Genomic DNA, 22,949 nt, shown 5'->3' with positions numbered 1-22,949 from the left:
AAAAAATTACTCTAGGGAAAGACAACGGAAAAACAGAGTTGAATATCGCTTTGGAAAAAATCACTTGTAAAGTCGCAATTGGTGACGATTTAGGCAAGTGCTTTGGTATCAAAATGATTTACTTTGACCTAGACAAATCAAATATTAGACACGAAGCCGCTTTGGATTTAGAAAAAATATTAGATGTCCTAAAACAATATCCTAATATGAAACTTGATATTCGTTCGCATACCGATAGTAGAGCTTCTTTCAAATACAATGAAGCTTTGTCCGACAGAAGAGCCAAATCTACCATCGCTTGGTTAGTTGACAATGGAGTAAACCCAAATAGACTAACCGGGAAAGGATACGGCGAATACCAACTAGTAAACCGTTGTACTGACGGTGTAAAATGTACCGAAGAAGAACACCAACAAAATAGACGTTCGGAATTTATTATTACTGATTTGTAATCCCTATACCAAATATAAAACCACTCCAAAAAGCTTGTTCCTTTTGAATAAGCTTTTTTTATTGGAGTATCTCAACTGAAAATGCTTTACAACTAACATAACAAAAACTATTGAGAGTACTCCCAAAATTCATTTCCCCTACTAGCTTCTACGGGTTTGGCAATCGTTAAAATTTGAAACAGGTATTCGGTATAATTTTTTCTTACAATTAGATACAAAAGCAAACAAATAAACAATCATAAATAAGTCACATAAAAATAAGAGGGATTTTTAACCTAAGGAGAACATTAAATTTATGAAAAAAGACCCCAAAAAAAATTAAGGTTGCTGTATTGAGAATACAACAACCTTGATTAAATAATAACTAATCTACTTAACAAAAAATTTAAAAATTATCTTGTGATTAATTTCCACAATATTTTACTCGTTTTAAAAAATACATTTTTCACTTTTTTCATAAAATTCAACTTTTAAATTAAACAATGAATAATTAAATTTTTGCAAAAATGTTAGTATAATATTTTTTCCCAGTTTCTGGATCTGTTTTGATTGCTATTCCAAAATGAGTATAATTTCCAACGATATTTTCTTTATGTGCTGGACTATTTAACCAAGCTGACACCACTGATTCTGCAGTTTTAAAATTGTAAGCAACATTTTCACCTACTTTTGTTGCACCTAAAACAGAAATAATATTCTCTGAACGTGCCACAAAATTATTATGGTTTACAACTTTATTAGCAATCATATAATCATCATGTTCTTCAGATTTGTACGAAATATGGTTTATTCTTTCTAATTTATTTAAACCTACACTAACGCGGTATTCATTAATCAAATCCATTGTTGCGACTTCTAATTCATTGTATTCATAATTCACAACTTTGGCTGTTTGATTTGATGTATTTTCATTAGCTGATTCAGTTGAATCTGATGAACAAGAATTCATTGTAAAGATCACTGCTGTAAGTAATACAAAACGAAGTAAATTTGCTTTCATAAGTAGTAGTTTAAGTTTAAAGTAGATTGTGGGGCAAAAAACTTTAATATGATTATTATTTCTCTTTCATTTTCTTAAACCAAAACTACACAATACATCGTTTAAATGCGTAAAAAAATCGACGAAATGCACAAAATAAAATTATAAAATATACTTTTCTTACAAAATAATAAAAAAACAAGACATAACTTTTATAAAAAAATGAATTATACCTGTTAAAAACCCCTTCAAACTAATGAAGGAAAGTCCAAAAATTAAAAAAATTTAAAATTATCTCTCATAAAACGAGTTTTCATGCCAATAAAAAAAAGAAAAAATAATATTGGTTTCTAATGCGTTGGGTGTAATTATTAAAAAACGTCAGTTTCGAGGTTTTTAGTGAAAAGAAACGAAACAAAACTTCTCGATAGGCTCCGCACTCAAAGTGACATGTACCGAGAACCGTTTGTGCTGCTATTTTTCTTGTTCTCAATACAAATTTTCTGAAAAAGCAATTCTAATTTTCTGAAAATCTACTCCTTTAGATTTGTTTTCTAGAAAATTATATTTCTATAGTAAGAGAAAAGCGTTTAAGTAAACTAATTACACCCAACGGGTTAGTTTCTACATTTTAAATACCTAAAATTTTGAACCCTATCAAAAAAAAGCCCTGATTACAAAATCAGAGCCTTTTCTTTACAATACTCGCATTCTGAAAAATGCCTTAAAAAAAATTATTCTACCTTCATTAAGATAAAAATTGGCCATCCACATAAAACCAAATTCCATTTTCATTTTTAAAAGTTGATAATTCATGGTGGACTTGTTTTTGGCCTGAAGCAATATTTTCATAAAACGCTTTAAATGTGACCGTATTCATAGTCGCTTCCAAAACTTCTAATCGCAACCATTTATTGGATACAGCCCATTCCAATACTTCGTCTTTATGATGAAATTGACGTGTAGAAAAATGAGTTGTTGCTATAAGATAATCAATCTGCTGCGTCGCAAAAGCAACATATCGGGAACGCATCAATTCAGTCGCGCTTGCTGGTTGTTTTACTCCTAACAAAAAAGGAGCACAACATTCTTTAAACATTTTACCTGAACAACAATAACACTCCATTTTTAATTAATTTTAAAATTTAATCTTCAACCTCCGGATTAATTTTCATAAACAATTGATTTAACAATACCTGATATTTGCTAATTTCAATTAATTCTTCATCTTCCTCTGCAAAGTCTAATAATTCATCCAATTGCTCACTTAGAACTATCAATTTATTACCTGCTGAAATCTTATCTTTTGTAGCTATTAAATCAATTATTTCCTGAACACTCTCTTTTATTCCTGAAAATTTATTTTTCTCCATCTTATTGCTCTCAATTATTTTGTTTGTTTACTTTCGTTATATTTTTTGGCAATTTCTTTTAACTTCTCTTTTCGAAGCATCGCAGCTTGTTTTGTTTTTTCTTGCGCTTTATGCAATTTATCGTTATGCTTCTTAATATTTTTTTCGTTATTTCTACCCATTGCCTATTGCTTTTATTAATCTCCAAATATAGCCATTCACAGCCAATACTAAAATAGGTCTCACTTTTCTTTTCGTATTTAAAGTGTTAATTACAAATCACAACATCAAAAACACTTCTATTCAAAGAAATACTAACGAGAATTATTTAAAAAAAAAAGTAAAACTTAACCCTAATTTATTCAGTATTTTATGCCCTAAACCTCTATTAATCCTTATATTTGTTTTATCAGGGTATCTTAATAAAGACTAAAATTATATCGGTTATCAGCAGCTTTCTTTAAAACATGAGTTCAAAAAAAATAATTACATCCTTTAAACATTCTTTAAGTAAACCAAAAACTATAGGAATCATTATTTTTTTATGTCTCAATTTGATTGTTTCTTATGTGGTTTTTCAACAATACGCTTTATTGAAAAAAGAAAAACAAGACGAAATGAACAACTATTTAAAAGTGATTCAAAAAGACATTGAAAAATCACTAAAAAATAGTTATACCACCACGTTGACTCTTGCGTTAACGCTTAATGACGAAGGAATTCCCGTTAATTTTGATACAATTGCAAAAAAGCTTTTGGCTTCCAACCAAAACATTAATGCTGTACAACTCGTTCCTAAAGGAGTAATCAAATATGTTTATCCTTATGAAGAAAATAAAAAAGCCATTGGCTTGGATATTTTAAATTCAAAAAAACACCGAAAAGAAGCATTAAAATCGATTGCCAATCAAAAAATGTATTTTGCTGGTCCATTTGAATTGGTTCAAGGTGGTCAAGGAATTGTAGGAAGGCTACCTGTTTATAAAAACAATAAATTTTGGGGATTTTCAGCTGTTATAATTCGATTAGAAAAATTAGTTAATTTTTTTGAATTAAATCCAAAAGACAGTTCAAAATACTTTCTTCAACTATCAAAAATAGACCCTAATACGTCTCAAGAAACTTTCTTTTTAAAGGAATCCAAAGATTTTCTTGACAAGAATTATGTTTCCAGTATGATAACCGATGGGGATTGGAAATTATACCTTATCGACAAAGAATCAAAGTATCTTATCGATTCTCACTTAATAATGATTGCAATATTAGGTTTCATCCTAGCAGTTTTATTTGGTTATTTTACTGCAAATACGCTAGAAAAACCTGAAAAACTTCAAATTTTAGTAGCTAATCAAGCCCAACACTTACTAAATAGTGAGATGAAATTTAAATCTTTTTTTGAACAAGCAGCTGTAGGGATGGCTAATGTGGAAAAAAATACAGGAACATTTATCGAATTAAATTCTAAATTTTGCAAACTCCTTGGCTATACACAAGAAGAGCTAAAAAACAAATCTTTCATGGAAATAACACATCCAAAGGATTTAGCAAAAGATTTAGAACATTTAGAAAAACTTAAGAAAGGAACAATTGATAAATATGCTTTGGAAAAAAGATATTTTAAAAAAAATGGGGAAATTTTATGGGTAAAACTTACCGTTTCTAATTTATTAAAAGCAAATCCTGAGGAATCGAGCTATATTTCTATAATCGAAAACATCAACAAACGTAAAAGAGCAGAAGAAAAATCAAGAGAATACCAAAAAAGAATTGAATCGTTAATCAACACCATTGATGGAATAGTATGGGAATGTAATGCTGAAACCTTAGAATTTACTTTCGTTAGTCAAAAAGTAAAAGATATTTTAGGTTATACGTCTGAAGAATGGCTTACTACACCCCATTTTTGGGAAAACCACATCCATCCCGATGATAAAAATCAAACATTAGGTTTTTGTAACGAAAAAACCATTCAAAACCTTGATCACGATTTCGAATACCGTATGATAGCAAAAAACGGGAATGTAGTTTGGCTCAGAGACATCGTCAATGTTATTTCAGAAAATAACAAACCAAAGTTCCTTAGAGGCATCATGATTGACATCACTAAAACAAAGGAAATTGAACAAGATTTAAATAATTCTTTCAAACTAGTCTCCGAACAAAACAAGAGATTGCTTAATTTTTCTTACATTGTTTCTCATAATTTAAGATCTCATACTAGCAATATCACCTCCTTAACTGATTTGATTGAAACATCAGATTCTGTCGAGGAGACTAATGAATATGTGTTATTGCTAAAAAGGGTTTCCACTGCATTGAATGAAACCTTAGAAAATTTAAACGAAATTGTAAACATCCAATCGAATGTTGGATTGGTAACCGAAACAATCAACTTAAAAAACTACATCGACAATACATTGAAAGTCTTATCTAATAATATCATTACAAATGACGTCGAGATTGTGTCTACAGTAACTCCTGACACTGAAATAATTTACAATCCAGCATATTTAGAAAGTATTTTATACAATCTCATTTCGAATGCTATTCGATACAGGCATCCAGATAGAAAAGCTATCATTTCTATTTCTCTCTCCTCTGAAAACAATAAAAAAGTTCTCCAAATTTCAGATAACGGCATAGGAATTGATTTAAAAAAACACGGTTCAAAACTTTTTGGTATGTATAAAACCTTTAGCAATAATCCAGATTCCAAAGGAGTTGGTTTATTTATTACTAAAAATCAAATAGAAGCAATGGGAGGTAAAATAACTATTGAAAGTGAAGTAAACATGGGCACTACTTTTAAAATTTTCATTTCATGATTCAAAAAAAATCCATTTGGCTAATAGATGACGACCCCATCTACAAAATCATCATGATGAAAATAATAGATAAATCCAATTTATTTTCAACCGTAACCTCATTTTCAAATGGGAAAGAAGCCATCCTAGCTCTTACTGCCAACATAAATGAAAATTGCAATATTCCAGATATTATTTTATTAGATATCGAAATGCCTATTATGGATGGTTGGGGGTTTATGGATGAAATTAAAAAAATCAATTCCCTTTTGATTCCCAACATCTACATCTCAAGCTCCTCTATTGCTTTTGAAGACAAAGAAAAAGCTAAAAATAACACTTCCATTTTGGGCTATTTATCAAAACCTATTAAACTTGAAGATTTAACTTTTATAGCTAATAATTAATTATAAAAATTGTGCTTTGATTTCATCCAAGGTTTTTTCAGTATAAACCAATTCTTGTATGATCGATTGACGAAGATTTTCCAAATCCTCATATTCAAAATACTTTGCCCAAGAGGTTAATTGTTGCAAATTTCTAATCTGCTTTATTTTTTTGGTAACTTCAAAACTAGTACGTAAAACAGCTAAACCATCATAAGTTACACTGTTTTTATGTTGATAATTGACTGTGTTATTTGGGTAATCAACTTCAATAAAATATAATTTTTCATCCTCTTTATCTGGATAAAAATAATCCCATCTAGCAAAACCTAATTTGAATTTATTTTCAGTAGGAGGCGTAAGTGGCAGTAACCTCCATTTGCAATTAGCCAATCTACCCCAATGATTAGAGAAACGGTACATGCCTTCTAATGTATAATAATACGTACTTCCTGATTTGCTTTGAAACTGAACATCAAGACCATTAATTTCCTCTAAGGCTACTTCATGGAATTCACAAAAAGTATGTTTGAAAGAATTTGGACTGGGTTTGTATTTTTTTTGCATAAGCAAATATAATAAGAAGTAAATAAAGACCCTATTACTCTCCTTAATTGACTAACTTTGCCAGCAATTACAATTATCCATTTAATAAATAAAAGATGTTACAAAAAGGAGTTTATACAGGAATTATAGAAAAAGATGAAAATAATAATTTCTTTTGTGGAGCCTATCTTTTGGATTATCAGATGGTGGTGGCCAAGCATCAAGTAGGCGATATGATTACAATAAAATCGGTAATCGAAAATCCTAGTGACAAAAGCTATCAAAAGTACCCTAAGAAATCTAAAAATTTTGACAAAGCCAATAACAAACCCGCTTAATTTTTTTAAGCTAATAAAAAATTAAAAAACTTTTAATTGAACTTGTCTTCTCAATATTTTTTGGAACACGGCTAAAAACTTAAAAAAAAGTGTACCTTTGCAAAAAATTGTTGATTTTGGAATTTTAAAAAACTTAATTTCAAACTAATAGACAAGCAGTTACCTTAATTTATGAAAAAAATAGTTGAATACCGCAAGCTACTTAACGTAGACAAAACAGTACAATTAAAAGAGCTTAAAACCATTTATCGTAATGCGATGAAAGATTCTCATCCTGATAAATTTCAAGGTGACGAAGCTGGACTTAAAGAAGCAGAAGAAAACAGTAAAAAAATTATTGAAGCTTACCACTTTTTAGTAAGTATCAATCCTGAAACGATTAAAGCAAATTTACCTGAGTATAACGAAACCATCACAACTGCAACTATTACAGATTATAAATATGCAGAAGGGCGATTAATCGTTAATTTCTCTAATGGAAGTGTTTACGAATACATCAGTGTTCCTAAAGCAACTTACGTAAAAATGGTCAATGCTGATTCTCCAGGACGTTTTGCTAAAAGACACATTTTCAATGCTTTTCCATACAGAAAAACAATCAACCAAGATTAAGAAATTTATATCTTATATATTGAGAAGCTGTCTAATTAGACAGCTTTTTTTTATTTTGACTCAACTAAAAAAAAAACGATCCACCCCATATAAAAACAAGGTGGACCGCCAAACTAACCAATAGAATATTACTCTTTTAAATGTTATCTAAAAAATTAAAATAAACTGTATACGACTACAACTTTTAACTATTTTAAACTATTAAAATTATTTTTAAAAACATTTATAGGTTAGAATGTAAAATCTGAATTAGGTTTAATTCAAATCCTTTTTTTAACATATTATTAACATTAACACCGTCGTAATAAATTAACAAAAGTGTAATTTTCTATTTTTATCCAAATAAAACTTACATTTATTCTCTAAAATAGAACTTTTACAAGAAAAACAATTTTAATGACAAAGTCTAGTAAATTCAAAACAATTTTAATTTTAGGTTCGCTAACTGCCTTAGGACCATTTTCTATTGATATGTATCTGCCGGGATTTTCAGGAATTGCAAGAGACCTAAACACTAGTGTCGGGAAAGTTGCAATGACGCTCTCCAGTTATTTCATCGGTATCTCAGCAGGTCAATTATTATACGGACCTTTATTGGATCGATTTGGTAGAAAAAAACCGTTATTTTTAGGTTTAATGGTTTACATTATCGCATCATTGGGTTGTGTTTTTGTGAATGATATTTCACTTTTTATCGGACTTCGATTCATTCAAGCCGTGGGAAGTTGTGCGGCTGCTGTAGCCTCGGTAACGATGGTCAGAGATTTATTTCCTCCTAAAGAAATGCCCAAAGTATTTGCCAAACTTATGCTTGTAGTTGGATTGTCTCCTATGTTAGCTCCTACTATTGGCGGTTATGTTACTGAAGGTTTTGGTTGGCAAGCGGTATTTTTTATATTAATGGTACTAGGCATAGTCATACTTGCGGCCTCACAATTAGGATTACCTACTACTTATACCCCCGATGTCACCCTTTCACTAAAACCAAAACCTATCATAAAAAATTTCATAAGCGTAATTCAAAAACCGCAGTTTTATACTTATGCCTTAACTGGTGCTATCTCTTTTTCAGGTTTGTTTACTTATGTGGCTGCATCCCCTATTCTCTTTATGCACATTTATGATGTGGATGCTAAAACGTATGGTTGGATTTTTGCGTTTATGTCAGTCAGCTTTATTGGAGCTAGCCAACTTAATTCTGCTCTATTACGAAAATTTTCGAGTGAACAAATGGTGTTTGCTGCATTAATAATGCAGTCTATTATTGTCCTTGTCTTTTTGATAGCGTCATTAACAGGCCAATTAGGACTATATGAAACGATTGCTTTATTATTCCTGTTCTTGGGCTGTTTAGGTATTTCGAACCCCAACACAGCAGGACTTAGCTTGGCTCCTTTTACTAAAAATACAGGAAGTGCATCTGCGTTAATGGGGGCTTTACAATTGGGTCTTGGCGCCATTGCATCATTTACTGTAAGCGAATTTGTTGTTGACACCATAACTCCTATGGTTGTAATCTTGACTACAACCACACTTTCTGCCTTAGTGTTTTTGACTTTAGGAAAAAGAAATATCAAACATTGATTTACCCAAAAAAGCCAATTTAATACGGGGACGTATTAAATTGGCTCTTATATTAAATTATACTCGAAAAGGATTCCACTACATAAAACAGAATAACTTAACGGTTATATTTTCAATTTAAAATCATTCCACTTCTAAACTTCACTAATGGTTTTAGGTGTTTTTTTATCTGGGCGAATAATCATACGCAAAGAATTGTCTTTTGAAAAATAAGCAACCATCCAGTTGTAGAACGTTTTCACCTTGTTTCTATAGGTAATTAATGAAATCAAGTGGATAAATAACCAAATAATCCAAGCAAAAAAACCATTAAAATGCATTTCTGGTTTTGGCAAATCAACTACTGCTTTATTCTTCCCTATAATTGCCATCGCTCCTTTATCATTATAAATAAAAGGAACTTGTGGTTTGTTGTTTAATTTCAATTTGAAATTTTTAGCCAAATTAATTCCTTGTTGAATGGCAACTTGAGCTACCTGAGGATGCCCTTGTGGGAACTTTGAATCGTTAAATTGAATACATGTATCTCCTATCGCATAAATGTTTTCAGTACCTTCAATTTTATTATAAGCATCTGTTATCAATCGTTTTCCTCGTCCATAAGACTCCGGTGCCAATCCTTTATATTCTCTTGCAGTTACCCCTGCCGCCCAAATCAAATTTTTGGTCTGAATGGTTTCTCCGTTGGCAAAATAAACAGTATCATCTACATAATCTACAACATTGTTGTTCAATTTAACCACTACACCTAATTCAGTAATGGCCTTATAGGTATCTTCTTGAGATTTTTTACTCATGGGAGTCAACAACGCAGGTGCCCCATCAACTAGATAAATATTACTAGCGGTTGTACCTAATTCTGGATATTCTTTCAACAAAATATTTTTACGCATTTCAGCAAACATTCCTGAAATTTCGACCCCTGTAGGACCTCCACCAGCAACTACAATGGTTAATAATTTACGACGTTTACGAATGTCTTTGGTAATTGCAGCTTTCTCCAAATTTTTCAACAATGTATTTCGCATTACGATAGCGTCATTCAAGGTTTTCATTGGAATGGCATTCTTTTTAACATTTTCCATCCCAAAATAACTCGTTTCAGCTCCAGTAGCAAAAATCAATTGGTCATAATGTAATTCTCCATTACTTAAAATAACTTTATTTTCTTTTGGTACCACCTCTTGAAATTCACCTAATCGAAACTGTAAATTCTTTTTGCCTGCAAAAAATTTACGAAAGGGATAACTAATACTTGAGGGCTCTAAATAAGCAGTGGCTACCTGATAAATTAAGGGTGGAAAAAAATTGTAGTTATTTTTATCAACTAAAGTTACATGAACCCCGTCTTGATTCAATAGCTCTTTTGCTAGATTCATTCCTGCAAAACCACCTCCGATGATTACGATTTCCATAAGTTTTTTTTTAGTATATTTTTTTTGTTTTTAGTTCTTCTTTACTTTTTTTTCAGGTTTTTCAACGGTTATCACTTTATTTTGCAATAAATAATTAGCCAAAACTTTTTCAACAAGTTCTTCTTTCGTCAAATGATGAAAAATGGTTTTGATTTTGGTTTTTAGCTCCGCATCCACATCGTGATTGGGTTTGGTCTTAAAAATTTGTTTGGCCCATAATAATGTATTGTTGTTTTCAATACTCAATTCAGATGGTTTTTGAAAAGGGTGAAAAGTAATTCCTAATTCTTTTTCAAAATCAGCAATTTGGGCTACTTCTTCTTGTTGTAATACGGTCAAGGATAATCCTTCTCCTCCTGCTCTCGCAGTTCTTCCGCTACGATGAACATAATTTTCATAAGTGTCTGGCAAATGGTAATTGACTACATACGAAACCTCTTTGACATCGATTCCTCTTGCTGCCAAATCAGTAGCTACCAATATATTGATATGTCCTTCCCGAAATTGCTCCATAATTCGGTCTCGAATACCTTGGGTCAAACTCCCATGAATTGCCCCCGACGAAAAACGGTTTATCGCTAAATTTTTTGCTAACTTATTGACCGCTGCTTTTGTTTTACAAAAAATTATACCGCGTTCTCCCTCTTTACTATTTAGAAAATGCATCAACACTTCCAATTTTTCAATGGGTTCTACAACTACATATTGATGTTGAATTCCTTGATTCCCTACTGTTTCCATATCAGCATTAATTTGAACAACATTTTTATTCAAATAATTCTGTATCAATTGCTTGATTGTTCCTGGTAAAGTTGCAGAAAACAATATGGTTTTATGATTTTTAGGCAAAGAAGCTACTATTTCGTCCAAACTCTCTTTAAGTATAGAAACCATTTCGTCAGCTTCATCTAACACTAAAAAGGCGGTAGCCGATAAATCAATCGCTTGACGTTGAATCAAATCGACTAATCTACCAGGTGTGGCCACTAAAATATGAGTGGGTTGTTTTAATCTTTCTATTTGAGGTTTGATAGGAACTCCTCCACAAGTGGAAACAATTGAAATCCCTGAAATATTTTTACCAAAAGATTCAAGATTACTAAAAATTTGATGTCCTAATTCTCGTGTGGGAACCAAAATTACTGCTTGTATTGTTGCAACTTCTGTAGATACCAGTTGAAGTAAGGGCAGGCCAAAAGCAGCTGTTTTACCAGTACCTGTTTTAGCGATACCTACTAAATCTGTTGTGTTGCGCAGTAATAACGGAATTGTTTTTTGCTGAATTTCTGTAGGTTCAACAATATTTAATGCCGTAAGTGCTTGCAGAATTGGTGCCGAAATTCCTAAATCCGAGAATTGTTTTGTCATGATAATGAACTTGTTTTAATCAATTAAATTTTAGAATCTCTACTTATTATTCCTCATCATCTTCTTCTTCTAACTCTCGCAATATTTTTTCTCTATATTTTTTGCCTATCAATAGCGTCAATTTTTGTTTGTAGTCATCTACTAACCACTCTCGGTAATTTTTACTACACTGACTCAAACATTTAGAATACCTTTTGATTCGGCATTCTATATCTTGATCCAACTCTTTGGATAACAATCTAGCCTCTTTTAAATCCTCAGTGTTATCCACACACATCGAAGCGTGTTGGTCTAACGATTTTTCGAGCACTACCTTTGAACGTAAATTCTGTGCAATCGCTTGTTTGTGTTCTTCATCGACATCAAAAGTTACATCAGCAGTTTTACTAAACTTAGCACGCAATTCTGGTGGCATAGAATATTTAAAATGCAATTCAATTTCCGAATCGTCTCTTAAATTTTCAAGATAAAATTCAGGTGATTTAAAAATATGTTGCCAATTGACTGGCTCACTCCATAACCCAAAACGAGCTGCGTTATTTCCTAAATCGATAACAGTAAATTCTTCTTTATTGGCTAATTTTCGAGAACCACGACCTATCATTTGAAAATATAAAGTAAGAGACTTAGTTGCTCTATTCAAAATGATGGTTTCTACTGTAGGTTCATCAAAACCCGTCGTTAAGATTCCAACAGAAGTTAAAATAGCATCGGGTGTGTGCTTGAACCAATATAAAATCTCTTTTCGCTCCTCATTACTACTAGTATTGTCTAAATGGCGAATAGGGTAACCCGCTTCTCTAAAAGTATCATATACATACAACGAAGTATTAATACCGTTATTAAAAATTAGGGTTTTCTTACCTAATGATCTTTCGGTATAAGCATGCAATAATTTTTCTTGCATCATCGTATTTGTATATAAATCATCGGATGATTTTACAGTATAATCTCCATTGATTCCCACTTTCAGCGAAGTTAATCCTACATCATAACTATAGGTAACAGCACGAGCTAAGAATCCTTTTTCAATTAAAGACGCAATCGTATCGCCTACAATTAATTCGTCATAGCTCTGATGCATTGGCAACTTGATATTCGAACTTAATGGTGTAGCGGTAACTCCTAAAATAAAAGCGTTTTTAAACGAGTTTAATAATTTTCTAAACGAATTATAATGTGCCTCATCAATGATTACCAAACCAATATTGTCCAAATGCAATTTTTCATCATTGATTCGGTTTTTCAAAGTTTCGACCATAGCTACAAAACATGAAAAATCATTTTGGTCTGGAAGGTCTTTTACCTTACTGTTGATGATTTTATTTTTTACTCCAAAACCTTTTAACATCTTGGAGGTTTGCTTACACAACTCAATCCTATGTGTTAAAACGACAACTTTTTTATCGTGTTTGGAAAGATACCTACGAACAATTTCAGAAAAAATCACCGTTTTTCCACCACCAGTAGGTAGTTGGTACAAAAGATGATGTTGCTTTGGTCCATTATCTATACGTTCAAAAATGGCGTCAATATCGCCTTGCTGATACGCATAAAGTTCTTTTTTCTCTTCTTTTTCTACTTCTAAAATGTTTTCGAGCATTATCTATTATTGATTTTTTGCAAAAATACGTCTAAAAAACAGTTAAACGGTTATAATTAAACAAAAAGATAGATAATCTTTAAATAAATAGGAATTCTAATTGTTTTCCCGTTCAAATAGTTCTATAATCGCATTAAATTGCGCTTGATTTTTCCATTTTTGCACTAAAATTTCATTATGTATGGCTATAATTCTTTTTTCAAACGCAGCAACCATGCCATTTGCAATAACAAAACGCACCGCTTGCTCATAAGAATTGAAGATGCTTTTGTAAAAAGACTCAAGTCTATTCTTGTTTTCTGCTGAAAATGCCAACGCAATTTCAATAGTATATAACATTAAATCGGCAGTAATAAAAGGATCTACTCCTAAAAGTAAAAATTGCTTGATGTGCTTTTGGGCAACAGAACGTCGCATCTTAGGCTTGCTCCTTTTTCCCGTCGTTTTTACTGGAAAAAATTCGTTCGAGATCTTAAGTTTACTCTCTCGTAATAACACTTCTTCCTTTGGGTTAAAAACAAAATCATAATAGGTTTTTACAGGCAAAAACTTATCATACAAAGAAATAATCTGCTCCTCGAGTTGTTCTTTATTCAACTCAATCAAATATTTTTTTAATTCTCTTTTACTCATAGTTAAAAAACACAAAAACAACGTTAAAATTGCTCAATATATGATATTTAAGCCAATGTTATTGTTTATTTTTGCCCAAAAACAAAAACATCATGTTCAAACTTTTCAAAATCACCGCTATATTAGAAGGAATATCTTATTTGGTTTTATTTTCAAATATGCTTTTCATTAAAACCACTAATCCTGAATTATACCACACCTTACTATACCCTATCGGAATGAGCCATGGCATCTTGTTTATTGGTTATGTAGGCTTAGCCATACTATTAAAAAAGGCTCAAAACTGGGATTGGAAGACATTAGGAATTATTCTAGTAGCTTCGTTAATACCGTTTGGCACTTTTTATATCGATAAAAAATATTTAGCTACTGCTTAAAAACACCTCTTAGGAATTAACCCCTGGCTTACTATATAAACAAAAAATGTTCATGCTTTCAAACTGCAATGAACATTTTTTTTATAAAATAATTTAGCTATTCTTGAATACCAAATTCCAAATTCATCTGCATTTGAAATTTTATCGTTAAGACTGAAAATTTACTTCAAAAACATAGTCTTTATCCAACTGGATATCGTCAGTTAATAGTTTTTTATAATTTAATTTTTCAATAATGTAGTTGCTCAATTCCGAATTATCGGTATCCGTATGCAAAACAATAATCTCTCTATTGGAGTTCACTCTAATCCTTACTTTTACCAAGGTTGGACTTTCTAGTTCGCCTACCGCACGATCAGGAGTTAAAAAATTAGTTAGTTCCGTAGTAGTGGACAATTGTCTCTTTTTAGGTTTTAATGCTTTGGCCTCAACAACTGAACCCATCATTAAAAAGAACGCTATTATTAATGCTATTTTTTTCATTGTTACTTATCGTTATAATTTGACTTATTTTCTTATTACAAGACAAAATTACAGTCTTACTCACAAACAAAACAGCATGTTGCAAGGACTTAACGCAATGGTAAAATGCATAAAAAAAGTAAAAAAATTGTTTAACTATTTTATTTCTTGAAAAAATACCAACCATAAAAAATTAAACTAGTATCGATGCGTTTTTAACAATAAAAAAGCAAAACACCCCTTAAATATTCATCTAATGGAGCTATTCTTATCATTAACATTCCAATAACCTTACAGTAGTTTTCCTTTAAATTTAGCATAAAAAAAATCCTGAGCAGTACTCAGGATTTTTATAATGATGTGTTATAAAAATAACACTTTATTTACTTTTCAATTATGATAAAGCAGCTTGTACTTGGTCTGCAGCTTCTTGGAAAGCAACAGCTGACAAAATTGGCATACCTGAATTATCAATTAATTCTTTTGCAATTTCGGCATTTGTACCTTGTAAACGAACGATGATTGGCACTTTAATAGCGTCTCCCATATTTTTATAAGCATCAACAACACCTTGTGCCACACGATCACAACGAACGATACCACCAAAAATGTTAATCAAAATTGCTTTTACGTTTGGATCCTTTAAGATGATACGGAAAGCTGTTTCAACACGTTTTGCGTCAGCAGTTCCTCCTACATCTAAGAAGTTTGCAGGCTCAAAACCAGCATACTTAATTAAGTCCATAGTTGCCATTGCTAATCCAGCACCGTTTACCATACACCCTACAGTTCCATCAAGGTCAACATAGTTTAATCCTACTTCTTTAGCCTCAACTTCGATAGGGTTTTCCTCAAGAACATCACGCATTTCAGCATACGCTCTTTGTCTGTACAAAGCATTATCATCAATATTTACTTTAGCATCTACAGCCAAAATTTTATCATCAGATGTTTTCAAAACAGGGTTAATTTCAAACATAGAAGCGTCAGAACCAATATAAGCTTTGTATAACGCATCAATGAATTTCACCATTTCTTTAAAAGCATTTCCAGTTACGCCTAAGTTAAAAGCGATTCTTCTAGCTTGAAAACCTTGTAATCCTACCGCAGGATCAATTTCCTCAGTAAAGATTAAATGCGGAGTATGCTCAGCAACTTCTTCAATATCCATTCCACCTTCAGTAGAATACATAATCATATTACGACCAGTAGCTCTATTCAATAATACGGAAACATAAAATTCAGAAGTTTCACTTTCTCCTGGATAATATACATCTTCAGCAACTAATACTTTGTGTACTTTTTTCCCCTCAGCAGATGTTTGAGGAGTTACCAATTGCATTCCGATGATTTGACCAGCAATTTCAGCAACTTGATCTAAATTTTTAGCCAATTTAACACCACCACCTTTACCACGTCCACCTGCGTGAACCTGAGCTTTAATAACGTGCCAACCTGTACCAGTTTCAGCAGTTAATTGTTTTGCAGCTGCTACCGCTTCTACTGCATTATTAGCCACTATTCCGCGTTGCACGCGAACTCCGTAGCTAGCTAAAATTTCTTTACCTTGATATTCGTGTATGTTCATAATATAGATTTTATCTGGACCCTGAATTTGTTTCAGAATAAATAAGTGGCACAAAAGTAGCAAAATACATCCTAAGAGAGAAACGTTTTTGGAATTTAAAAATCAATAATTTGATAACAAATGTTAAATAAAACGAATTTCATTTTTTGCATCAAAAAAATTCAGTTTCTAGAAAATCGCGTCACTATAACGTTTGAAAATTCGCAAAAAAAATTACAAAAACTTATCCAAATTGGTTAAAATAGCCTTTTAAAAACAAATAAAATTATTAATTTATCAAAACAAGATAGCAAAAACCGAATTATTTACAATTTTACTCAGATTTTATGCTTTTATTACAAAAATATAGCTTCCGTCTCGTTTTCAATTCATAATATATAATGAAATCTTTATTTTTGTAAAAAAATTTATCAAGCATGAAACTTAAAGAACAAGGCCTTTATTTGCCAGAATTCGAGCATGAAAACTGTGGAGCTGGTTTTATTTGCAACCTTAAAGGTGAGAAAACGAATCAAATTATACACGACGCATTAGAAATTCTAGTAAAACTAGAGCACCGTGGTGGTGTAAGTGCTGACGGAAAAACGGGAGATGGTGCTGGACTTTTGATTGACATACCACACGAATATTTCAATAGAGTTTGTGACTTCTCAATACCTGCCCCTCGTGAGTATGCAGTTGGAATGGTGTTTTTACCAAAAATCAAAAATCAATATGTATATTGTAAAGACATTTTTGAAAAAGAAATTAAAGCGCAAGGACTTTCTGTTTTAGGATGGAGAGAAGTTCCTGTTGATTCTACTCAATTAGGTGAAATTGCATTAGCTTCGGAACCAACGATTGAACAAATTTTTGTTGGAAAAACTGAAGCTATTGACGAAGCTACTTTCAAAGCTAAGTTATATGCTGCACGTAAAATCACAGAACATACTATTGCTGGTTCTAAAATCTCGCAGAGTTCTTATTTTTATGTTCCTAGTTTATCTACTACTACCTTAATATATAAAGGTATCATTATGCCTGAAGATATTGGGCCTTATTATACCGATTTACAACAAAGTGACTTAGTGACTCGTTTGGCTTTAGTACACCAACGTTTCTCTACTAACACGATGCCTACTTGGGAGCTAGCGCAACCATTTAGATATATGTGTCAAAATGGAGAGATTAACACGTTGCGTGGAAACGTAAGTAGAATGCGTGTACGTGAAGAAATCATGAAGAGTGATGTCTTTGGTCCTCAAATCGAAAGATTGTTCCCTATCATCTTACCTGGAAAATCAGATTCTGCTTCTATGGATATGGTGGTAGAGCTATTAACCCATACAGGTCGTTCATTACCGGAAGTTATGATGATGATGATTCCTGAAGCATGGGAAAAACACAAAACCATGTCTGAGGAAAGAAAAGCGTTCTACGAATACAATGCTTGTATTATGGAACCTTGGGATGGTCCTGCATCTGTACCATTTTCTGACGGTGATTACGTAGGAGCTTTATTAGACCGTAACGGTTTAAGACCTTCTCGTTATACTGTTACTAAGAGTGGTAAATTGATTATGGCTTCTGAAATTGGTGTGGTCGAAGTAGATCCTGCTGATGTAGAAAGCCACGGTAGATTAGAGCCAGGAAAAATGTTCTTGGTTGACATGAACGAAGGTCGTATCATCAATGACGAAGAAATCAAAAGTAAAATTGTTTCTGAAAGACCTTATAAAGAATGGTTGAAACAATACCGTTTGAACTTAAAAGATGTTCCTACCACATCTAAAGCATGTCCAATCGAAACAATTGATTTAAAAACAAGAGAACGTTTATTTAACTATACCTTAGAGGATATTCAGGATATGATTACCCCTATGGCTCAAGTAGGAAAAGAAGCTTTGGGTTCTATGGGTATCGATACCCCTCTTGCTGTTTTGTCAGACAGACCTCAATTGATTCCAAATTACTTCAAACAATTATTTGCTCAAGTAACCAATCCTCCTTTGGATGGTATTCGTGAAGAAATTGTAACTGATATCAGCTTAGCTTTAGGACAAGACCGAAATATTTTTGATATTTCTAGCAAACAATGTCGTAAATTAAGAATTCAGAATCCAGTTATCTCTAACGATGATTTGGAAAAAATTAGAAATATTGATATCGATCATTTCAAAGCTGAAACAATCGAAATCCTTTACTCAAAATCAAAAGGATTAAATGGTTTAGAAAATGCTTTAGAGGACATTATCATCCAAATTACAAAAGCTGTTGAAAGAGGAACAAACATCATTATCCTATCTGATAGAGGTGTTAATAAAGAATTCGCTCCTATCCCTGCTTTATTAGCTTGTTCTTATGTTCACCACCAAATGAACCGTTTGCGTAAGCGTTCTTATTTTGATATCATTATCGAATCAGCTGAACCACGTGAACCACATCATTTTGCTACTTTATTTGGGTATGGCGCAAGTGCCATCAACCCTTATATGGTAAACGAAATTATTCGCGTACAAGTACAAGAAGGTTTCATTACTGGAATTAGCGAACAAAAAGCAGTGGACAACTTCAACAAAGCAATTGGTTCAGGAATTTTAAAAATCATGAACAAAATTGGAATCTCTACTTTACACTCGTATAGAGGTTCTCAAATTTTTGAAATTGTTGGTTTCAACTCTAAATTTGTTGAAAAATACTTCCCATACACTGCTTCAAGAATTGAAGGTATTGGATTGTATGAAATTGAAAAAGAAATTAGCGAAAGATATAACTATGCGTATCCAGACGTATTAATTCCAAACCGTTTAGGATTAAACATTGGTGGAGAATACAGATGGAGACGTAACGGGGAAAGACACATGTTCAACCCAACTACTATTGCTAAATTGCAACAAGCGGTACGTTTGAGCGATCAAGCGAGTTATGATGTGTATGCTAAAACCGTAAACGATCAGGCTAAAAACTTAATGACTATTCGTGGTTTATTTGAGTTTGACAACTTAGATCCTATTCCGTTAGACGAAGTAGAACCATGGACTGAAATCGTAAAACGTTTCAAAACAGGTGCGATGTCTTACGGGTCTATCTCTAGAGAAGCACACGAGAATTTGGCCATCGCCATGAACCGTATTGGAGGAAAATCCAATTCAGGTGAAGGTGGAGAAGACAGAACTCGTTTCCAACCAGATGTAAATGGTGACAGTCGCAACTCGGCTATCAAACAAGTAGCTTCTGGACGTTTTGGAGTAACTTCTCACTATTTATCAAGCGCCAAAGAGATTCAAATTAAAATGGCTCAAGGGGCTAAACCAGGAGAAGGTGGACAATTACCAGGTGAAAAAGTATTGCCTTGGATTGCGTCGGCTCGTAACTCAACTCCGTTCGTTGGATTGATTTCACCTCCACCACACCACGATATTTATTCAATTGAGGATTTAGCACAATTAATCTTTGACTTGAAAAATGCCAACAGAGAAGCCCGTATTAACGTGAAATTAGTATCTGAAGTTGGTGTTGGTACGATTGCTGCAGGTGTTGCTAAAGCAAAAGCGGATGTGGTATTAATCGCAGGTTACGATGGTGGTACTGGAGCATCTCCTTTAACTTCATTGAAACACGCAGGTCTTCCTTGGGAACTTGGATTGGCAGAAGCACAACAAACGTTAGTATTAAACAACTTAAGAAGCCGTATCGTTGTAGAGTGCGACGGACAATTAAAAACAGGTCGTGACGTAGCTATTGCTGCTTTATTAGGTGCTGAAGAGTTTGGTTTTGCCACTGCTCCTCTAGTAGCTTCAGGATGTATCATGATGCGTAAGTGTCACTTGAATACTTGTCCGGTAGGTATTGCAACTCAAGATAAAGAATTGCGTAAAAACTTCAAAGGAACTCCTGAGCACGTAATCAACTTCTTCTACTATGTAGCAGAAGAGTTAAGAGGAATTATGGCTCAATTAGGTTTCAGAACCATGGAAGAAATGATTGGTCAAACGCACAAAATCAATTCTAACAAAGCTATTACCCATTACAAAGCAAGAGGATTGGATTTGTCTTCTATCTTACACAGACCTGACACGTACAAATACATGACGGTTCGTAACACTGAGAAACAAGATCACGGATTAGACAATGTATTGGATTTCCAAATCCTGAAAGATTCTCACCGTGCTTTGTATAGAAAAGAAAAAATGACATTGAATTACCCAATTAGCAACATCAACCGTTCAGTGGGAGCTATTGTAAGTAACGAAATTTCAAAAATATACGGTCACTTAGGATTACCAGAAGACACTTTAAATATTAATTTCACTGGTTCAGCAGGACAAAGTTTAGGTGCTTTCAGTGCACATGGATTGACTTTTACAGTTGAAGGAAACACCAATGACTATTTAGGAAAAGGACTTTCTGGAGCTAAATTAATCATTAAGAAACCAGCAGCAGCTACCTTTGTTGCAGAAGAAAACATCATCGTAGGTAACGTTTGTTTATTTGGTGCCATCGAAGGAGAAGCTTACATCAACGGTATAGCAGGAGAGCGTTTTGCTGTACGTAACTCAGGTGCCATTGCTGTAGTAGAAGGTGTGGGAGATCACGGTTGTGAATACATGACAGGTGGTAAAGTAGTTGTTCTTGGTAAAACAGGAAGAAACTTTGCAGCAGGTATGAGTGGTGGTATCGCTTACATCTATGATCCAGAGCATAAATTCAAAAATGGTTTGTGTAACACCGAAACAATAGAATTTGAAACTGTGGAAGGCAACGAAGCTGATGAATTGAAACAATTAATTGAGAGACACGTACTGTACACTAACAGTAGTAAAGGAACGCAATTATTGAATGATTGGAACGCTAGCTTAAACAATTTCGTAAAAGTAATGCCTACAGAATACAAAAAAGCATTGAAGCGTTTGGAAACTGAGGTACAAATGGTAGAAGAATTAACAGTATAATACAATGGGAAAAGTAACAGGTTTTAAAGAATTCGAAAGAAAAGATGAATCATACACAGCAGTACAAGAGCGTGTAGGACATTATAAAGAATTTACAGTTCCTTTGAGTGAAGCTGAAATTACAGAACAAGGTTCTCGTTGTATGGATTGTGGTATTCCATTTTGTCATAGTGGATGTCCATTAGGGAATTTAATCCCTGATTTCAACCACATGGTACACCAAGGAGAATGGCAAAAAGCGTCTTGGATACTTCATTCCACTAATAATTTCCCTGAATTCACAGGACGTTTATGTCCTGCGCCATGTGAGAAAGCATGTGTATTAGGGATTATTAACGAACCAATTTCTATTGAAAATATAGAAAAAAATATTGTGGAACGCGCCTTCGCAGAAGGATGGATTAAACCACAACCTCCAAAAACAAGAACAGGTAAAACAGTTGCTGTTGTAGGTTCAGGCCCTGCTGGTTTAGCGGCTGCACAACAATTAAACAGAGCCGGTCACACCGTTACTGTTTTTGAAAGAGACAACGCTATTGGTGGATTATTACGTTATGGTATCCCTAATTTCAAATTGGAAAAAGAAATTATCGACCGTCGTATTGCTATCCTTGAGGCAGAAGGAATTACTTTCAAAGTCAACACTAACGTAGGTGTAAACTATGATATCAATGACTTAAAAGCATTTGATTCTATCGTTCTTTGTGGTGGTGCAACAGAAAGAAGAAGCTTACCTACCCCAGGTGCTGATGCAGATGGTGTGGTCCAAGCAATGGATTTCTTAACACAACAAACCAAAGTTGTTTTTGGAGAAAAAATCGAAAATCAAGTAGTAGCTACTGGTAAAGATGTAATCGTTATCGGTGGTGGAGATACAGGTTCTGACTGTGTGGGTACTTCAAACCGTCAAGGAGCTAAATCAGTAACCAACTTTGAAATTATGCCAAAACCTCCTGTAGGAAGAAGCGAAACAACGCCTTGGCCTTACTGGCCGTTGCAGTTGAAAACATCTTCTTCTCACAAAGAAGGATGCGAAAGAAACTGGTTAATCAACACCAAAGAATTTATCAAAGATGCTAATGGCAAATTAACTGCGCTTAAAACAGTAAATGTTGAATGGAAAATCGTTCCTGGACAACGTCCTGAGTTGATTGAAGTAGAAGGCTCAGAGAAAATATGGCCATGTGACTTAGCTTTATTAGCTTTAGGTTTTACAGGTCCAGAAAAAACTTTAGCAGAACAATTAGGTCTTGAAACCGACTTTAGAAGCAATTACAAAGCAAACAATTACCAAACCAATATTCCTAACATCTTTACAGCTGGGGATATGAGAAGAGGACAATCTTTAATTGTTTGGGCAATATCTGAAGGTCGTGAAGCAGCTAGAGAAGTAGATTTGTATTTAATGGGAACAACTAACCTTCCTACGAAAGAAGGTGGTGATTTACCAGGAGTATAAAACTCTATTTTATCAATTCATAAGAATGAGGCTGTCTATTTTTAGACAGCCTCTGTTTTT

General features: G+C 33.1%; 20 protein-coding genes. 9 read left to right on the top strand and 11 right to left on the bottom strand.

Annotation, left to right across the window (positions count from 1 at the left end):
* The coding region (locus tag K5R64_RS17085; protein ID WP_220764064.1) for an OmpA family protein at positions 1 to 452 on the top strand (452 nt) is incomplete at its 5' end.
* Positions 453 to 942: 490 nt separating this feature from the next.
* On the opposite strand, the gene K5R64_RS17080 is transcribed toward K5R64_RS17085, so the two are convergent.
* The 4 genes from K5R64_RS17080 to K5R64_RS17065 all read right to left on the bottom strand — a co-directional run bounded on the left by K5R64_RS17080 (position 943) and on the right by K5R64_RS17065 (position 2,965).
* Complete coding sequence (locus K5R64_RS17080) at positions 943 to 1,452, bottom strand: CAP domain-containing protein (protein ID WP_220765160.1); 510 nt, start codon at positions 1,450 to 1,452, stop codon at positions 943 to 945.
* Positions 1,453 to 2,179: 727 nt separating this feature from the next.
* Positions 2,180 to 2,557 carry a YchJ family protein gene (locus tag K5R64_RS17075; protein WP_220765159.1) on the bottom strand — a complete coding sequence of 126 codons (378 nt, stop codon included), beginning with the start codon at positions 2,555 to 2,557 and terminating at the stop codon, positions 2,180 to 2,182.
* A gap of 19 nt (positions 2,558 to 2,576) precedes the next feature.
* On the bottom strand, positions 2,577 to 2,804 hold the full coding sequence (locus K5R64_RS17070; RefSeq protein ID WP_220765158.1) for a hypothetical protein: 228 nt from the start codon (positions 2,802 to 2,804) through the stop codon (positions 2,577 to 2,579).
* Positions 2,805 to 2,818: 14 nt separating this feature from the next.
* Positions 2,819 to 2,965: a hypothetical protein gene (locus tag K5R64_RS17065; RefSeq protein WP_220765157.1), complete on the bottom strand. Its 147-nt coding sequence runs from the start codon at positions 2,963 to 2,965 to the stop codon at positions 2,819 to 2,821.
* Between the two features lie 285 nt (positions 2,966 to 3,250).
* On the opposite strand from K5R64_RS17065, the gene K5R64_RS17060 reads away from it, so the two are divergent.
* Both K5R64_RS17060 and K5R64_RS17055 read left to right on the top strand, forming a co-directional pair.
* Positions 3,251 to 5,608 (top strand): PAS domain S-box protein, encoded by a 2,358-nt coding sequence (locus tag K5R64_RS17060; protein ID WP_220765156.1) that lies wholly within the window; start codon positions 3,251 to 3,253, stop codon positions 5,606 to 5,608.
* Complete coding sequence (locus K5R64_RS17055) at positions 5,605 to 5,994, top strand: response regulator (RefSeq protein ID WP_255580415.1); 390 nt, start codon at positions 5,605 to 5,607, stop codon at positions 5,992 to 5,994. The genes K5R64_RS17060 and K5R64_RS17055 overlap by 4 nt, the downstream gene beginning before the upstream one ends.
* Here the strand turns inward: K5R64_RS17055 and K5R64_RS17050 are convergent, their stop codons facing one another.
* Positions 5,995 to 6,540 carry a hypothetical protein gene (locus tag K5R64_RS17050; protein ID WP_220765155.1) on the bottom strand — a complete coding sequence of 182 codons (546 nt, stop codon included), beginning with the start codon at positions 6,538 to 6,540 and terminating at the stop codon, positions 5,995 to 5,997.
* Positions 6,541 to 6,635: 95 nt separating this feature from the next.
* Between K5R64_RS17050 and K5R64_RS17045 the strand changes: the two genes are divergently transcribed.
* The 3 genes from K5R64_RS17045 to K5R64_RS17035 all read left to right on the top strand — a co-directional run bounded on the left by K5R64_RS17045 (position 6,636) and on the right by K5R64_RS17035 (position 9,053).
* Positions 6,636 to 6,857, top strand: a complete 222-nt coding sequence (locus tag K5R64_RS17045) for a hypothetical protein (protein ID WP_220765154.1) — start codon at positions 6,636 to 6,638, stop codon at positions 6,855 to 6,857.
* 171 nt (positions 6,858 to 7,028) lie between these two features.
* Positions 7,029 to 7,469 (top strand): KTSC domain-containing protein, encoded by a 441-nt coding sequence (locus K5R64_RS17040; protein WP_220765153.1) that lies wholly within the window; start codon positions 7,029 to 7,031, stop codon positions 7,467 to 7,469.
* A 396-nt stretch (positions 7,470 to 7,865) separates the two neighbouring features.
* On the top strand, positions 7,866 to 9,053 hold the full coding sequence (locus K5R64_RS17035; protein WP_220765151.1) for a multidrug effflux MFS transporter: 1,188 nt from the start codon (positions 7,866 to 7,868) through the stop codon (positions 9,051 to 9,053).
* A 134-nt stretch (positions 9,054 to 9,187) separates the two neighbouring features.
* Here K5R64_RS17035 and K5R64_RS17030 read toward each other — a convergent pair whose 3' ends face one another.
* The 4 genes from K5R64_RS17030 to K5R64_RS17015 all read right to left on the bottom strand — a co-directional run bounded on the left by K5R64_RS17030 (position 9,188) and on the right by K5R64_RS17015 (position 14,072).
* Positions 9,188 to 10,468: an NAD(P)/FAD-dependent oxidoreductase gene (locus K5R64_RS17030; RefSeq protein WP_220765149.1), complete on the bottom strand. Its 1,281-nt coding sequence runs from the start codon at positions 10,466 to 10,468 to the stop codon at positions 9,188 to 9,190.
* Positions 10,469 to 10,498: 30 nt separating this feature from the next.
* Positions 10,499 to 11,836, bottom strand: a complete 1,338-nt coding sequence (locus K5R64_RS17025) for a DEAD/DEAH box helicase (RefSeq protein WP_220765147.1) — start codon at positions 11,834 to 11,836, stop codon at positions 10,499 to 10,501.
* Positions 11,837 to 11,882: 46 nt separating this feature from the next.
* Positions 11,883 to 13,439 (bottom strand): DEAD/DEAH box helicase, encoded by a 1,557-nt coding sequence (locus K5R64_RS17020; RefSeq protein ID WP_220765145.1) that lies wholly within the window; start codon positions 13,437 to 13,439, stop codon positions 11,883 to 11,885.
* A gap of 96 nt (positions 13,440 to 13,535) precedes the next feature.
* Entirely contained in the window at positions 13,536 to 14,072 is a 537-nt protein-coding gene (locus K5R64_RS17015; protein WP_220765143.1) for a DUF6155 family protein, read from the bottom strand.
* Positions 14,073 to 14,164: 92 nt separating this feature from the next.
* On the opposite strand from K5R64_RS17015, the gene K5R64_RS17010 reads away from it, so the two are divergent.
* The gene (locus K5R64_RS17010) at positions 14,165 to 14,449 is read left to right on the top strand and encodes a DUF3817 domain-containing protein (protein WP_220765142.1); all 285 of its coding nucleotides are present in this window, start codon (positions 14,165 to 14,167) and stop codon (positions 14,447 to 14,449) included.
* Positions 14,450 to 14,596: 147 nt separating this feature from the next.
* Here the strand turns inward: K5R64_RS17010 and K5R64_RS17005 are convergent, their stop codons facing one another.
* Both K5R64_RS17005 and sucC read right to left on the bottom strand, forming a co-directional pair.
* Entirely contained in the window at positions 14,597 to 14,932 is a 336-nt protein-coding gene (locus K5R64_RS17005) for a hypothetical protein (protein WP_220765141.1), read from the bottom strand.
* Positions 14,933 to 15,305: 373 nt separating this feature from the next.
* A complete protein-coding gene (gene sucC, locus K5R64_RS17000; protein WP_220765140.1) occupies positions 15,306 to 16,499 on the bottom strand; it encodes an ADP-forming succinate--CoA ligase subunit beta in 1,194 nt (397 codons plus the stop codon).
* A 416-nt stretch (positions 16,500 to 16,915) separates the two neighbouring features.
* Here sucC and gltB point away from each other — a divergent pair, with 416 nt between their 5' ends.
* Complete coding sequence (gene gltB / locus K5R64_RS16995) at positions 16,916 to 21,430, top strand: glutamate synthase large subunit (RefSeq protein WP_220765139.1); 4,515 nt, start codon at positions 16,916 to 16,918, stop codon at positions 21,428 to 21,430.
* 4 nt (positions 21,431 to 21,434) lie between these two features.
* Positions 21,435 to 22,889, top strand: coding sequence for a glutamate synthase subunit beta (locus K5R64_RS16990; RefSeq protein ID WP_220765138.1), 1,455 nt, complete (start codon positions 21,435 to 21,437; stop codon positions 22,887 to 22,889).
* Positions 22,890 to 22,949: the final 60 nt, after the last annotated feature.

Source organism: Flavobacterium sp. UMI-01 (assembly GCF_019656315.1).
Lineage (GTDB): Bacteria > Bacteroidota > Bacteroidia > Flavobacteriales > Flavobacteriaceae > Flavobacterium.
Note: the sequence above shows the minus strand (reverse complement) of the source record. Positions and strands in the feature narration are given on the sequence as shown.

What these genes read in the sequence shown, in the direction of transcription:
- K5R64_RS17080 (WP_220765160.1), bottom strand. Translation starts at nt 1,452, where the DNA reads ATGAAAGCAAATTTACTTCGTTTTGTATTACTTACAGCAGTGATCTTT.
- K5R64_RS17075 (WP_220765159.1), bottom strand. Translation starts at nt 2,557, where the DNA reads ATGGAGTGTTATTGTTGTTCAGGTAAAATGTTTAAAGAATGTTGTGCT.
- K5R64_RS17070 (WP_220765158.1), bottom strand. Translation starts at nt 2,804, where the DNA reads ATGGAGAAAAATAAATTTTCAGGAATAAAAGAGAGTGTTCAGGAAATA.
- K5R64_RS17065 (WP_220765157.1), bottom strand. Translation starts at nt 2,965, where the DNA reads ATGGGTAGAAATAACGAAAAAAATATTAAGAAGCATAACGATAAATTG.
- K5R64_RS17060 (WP_220765156.1), top strand. Translation starts at nt 3,251, where the DNA reads ATGAGTTCAAAAAAAATAATTACATCCTTTAAACATTCTTTAAGTAAA.
- K5R64_RS17055 (WP_255580415.1), top strand. Translation starts at nt 5,605, where the DNA reads ATGATTCAAAAAAAATCCATTTGGCTAATAGATGACGACCCCATCTAC.
- K5R64_RS17050 (WP_220765155.1), bottom strand. Translation starts at nt 6,540, where the DNA reads ATGCAAAAAAAATACAAACCCAGTCCAAATTCTTTCAAACATACTTTT.
- K5R64_RS17045 (WP_220765154.1), top strand. Translation starts at nt 6,636, where the DNA reads ATGTTACAAAAAGGAGTTTATACAGGAATTATAGAAAAAGATGAAAAT.
- K5R64_RS17040 (WP_220765153.1), top strand. Translation starts at nt 7,029, where the DNA reads ATGAAAAAAATAGTTGAATACCGCAAGCTACTTAACGTAGACAAAACA.
- K5R64_RS17035 (WP_220765151.1), top strand. Translation starts at nt 7,866, where the DNA reads ATGACAAAGTCTAGTAAATTCAAAACAATTTTAATTTTAGGTTCGCTA.
- K5R64_RS17030 (WP_220765149.1), bottom strand. Translation starts at nt 10,468, where the DNA reads ATGGAAATCGTAATCATCGGAGGTGGTTTTGCAGGAATGAATCTAGCA.
- K5R64_RS17025 (WP_220765147.1), bottom strand. Translation starts at nt 11,836, where the DNA reads ATGACAAAACAATTCTCGGATTTAGGAATTTCGGCACCAATTCTGCAA.
- K5R64_RS17020 (WP_220765145.1), bottom strand. Translation starts at nt 13,439, where the DNA reads ATGCTCGAAAACATTTTAGAAGTAGAAAAAGAAGAGAAAAAAGAACTT.
- K5R64_RS17015 (WP_220765143.1), bottom strand. Translation starts at nt 14,072, where the DNA reads ATGAGTAAAAGAGAATTAAAAAAATATTTGATTGAGTTGAATAAAGAA.
- K5R64_RS17010 (WP_220765142.1), top strand. Translation starts at nt 14,165, where the DNA reads ATGTTCAAACTTTTCAAAATCACCGCTATATTAGAAGGAATATCTTAT.
- K5R64_RS17005 (WP_220765141.1), bottom strand. Translation starts at nt 14,932, where the DNA reads ATGAAAAAAATAGCATTAATAATAGCGTTCTTTTTAATGATGGGTTCA.
- sucC (WP_220765140.1), bottom strand. Translation starts at nt 16,499, where the DNA reads ATGAACATACACGAATATCAAGGTAAAGAAATTTTAGCTAGCTACGGA.
- gltB (WP_220765139.1), top strand. Translation starts at nt 16,916, where the DNA reads ATGAAACTTAAAGAACAAGGCCTTTATTTGCCAGAATTCGAGCATGAA.
- K5R64_RS16990 (WP_220765138.1), top strand. Translation starts at nt 21,435, where the DNA reads ATGGGAAAAGTAACAGGTTTTAAAGAATTCGAAAGAAAAGATGAATCA.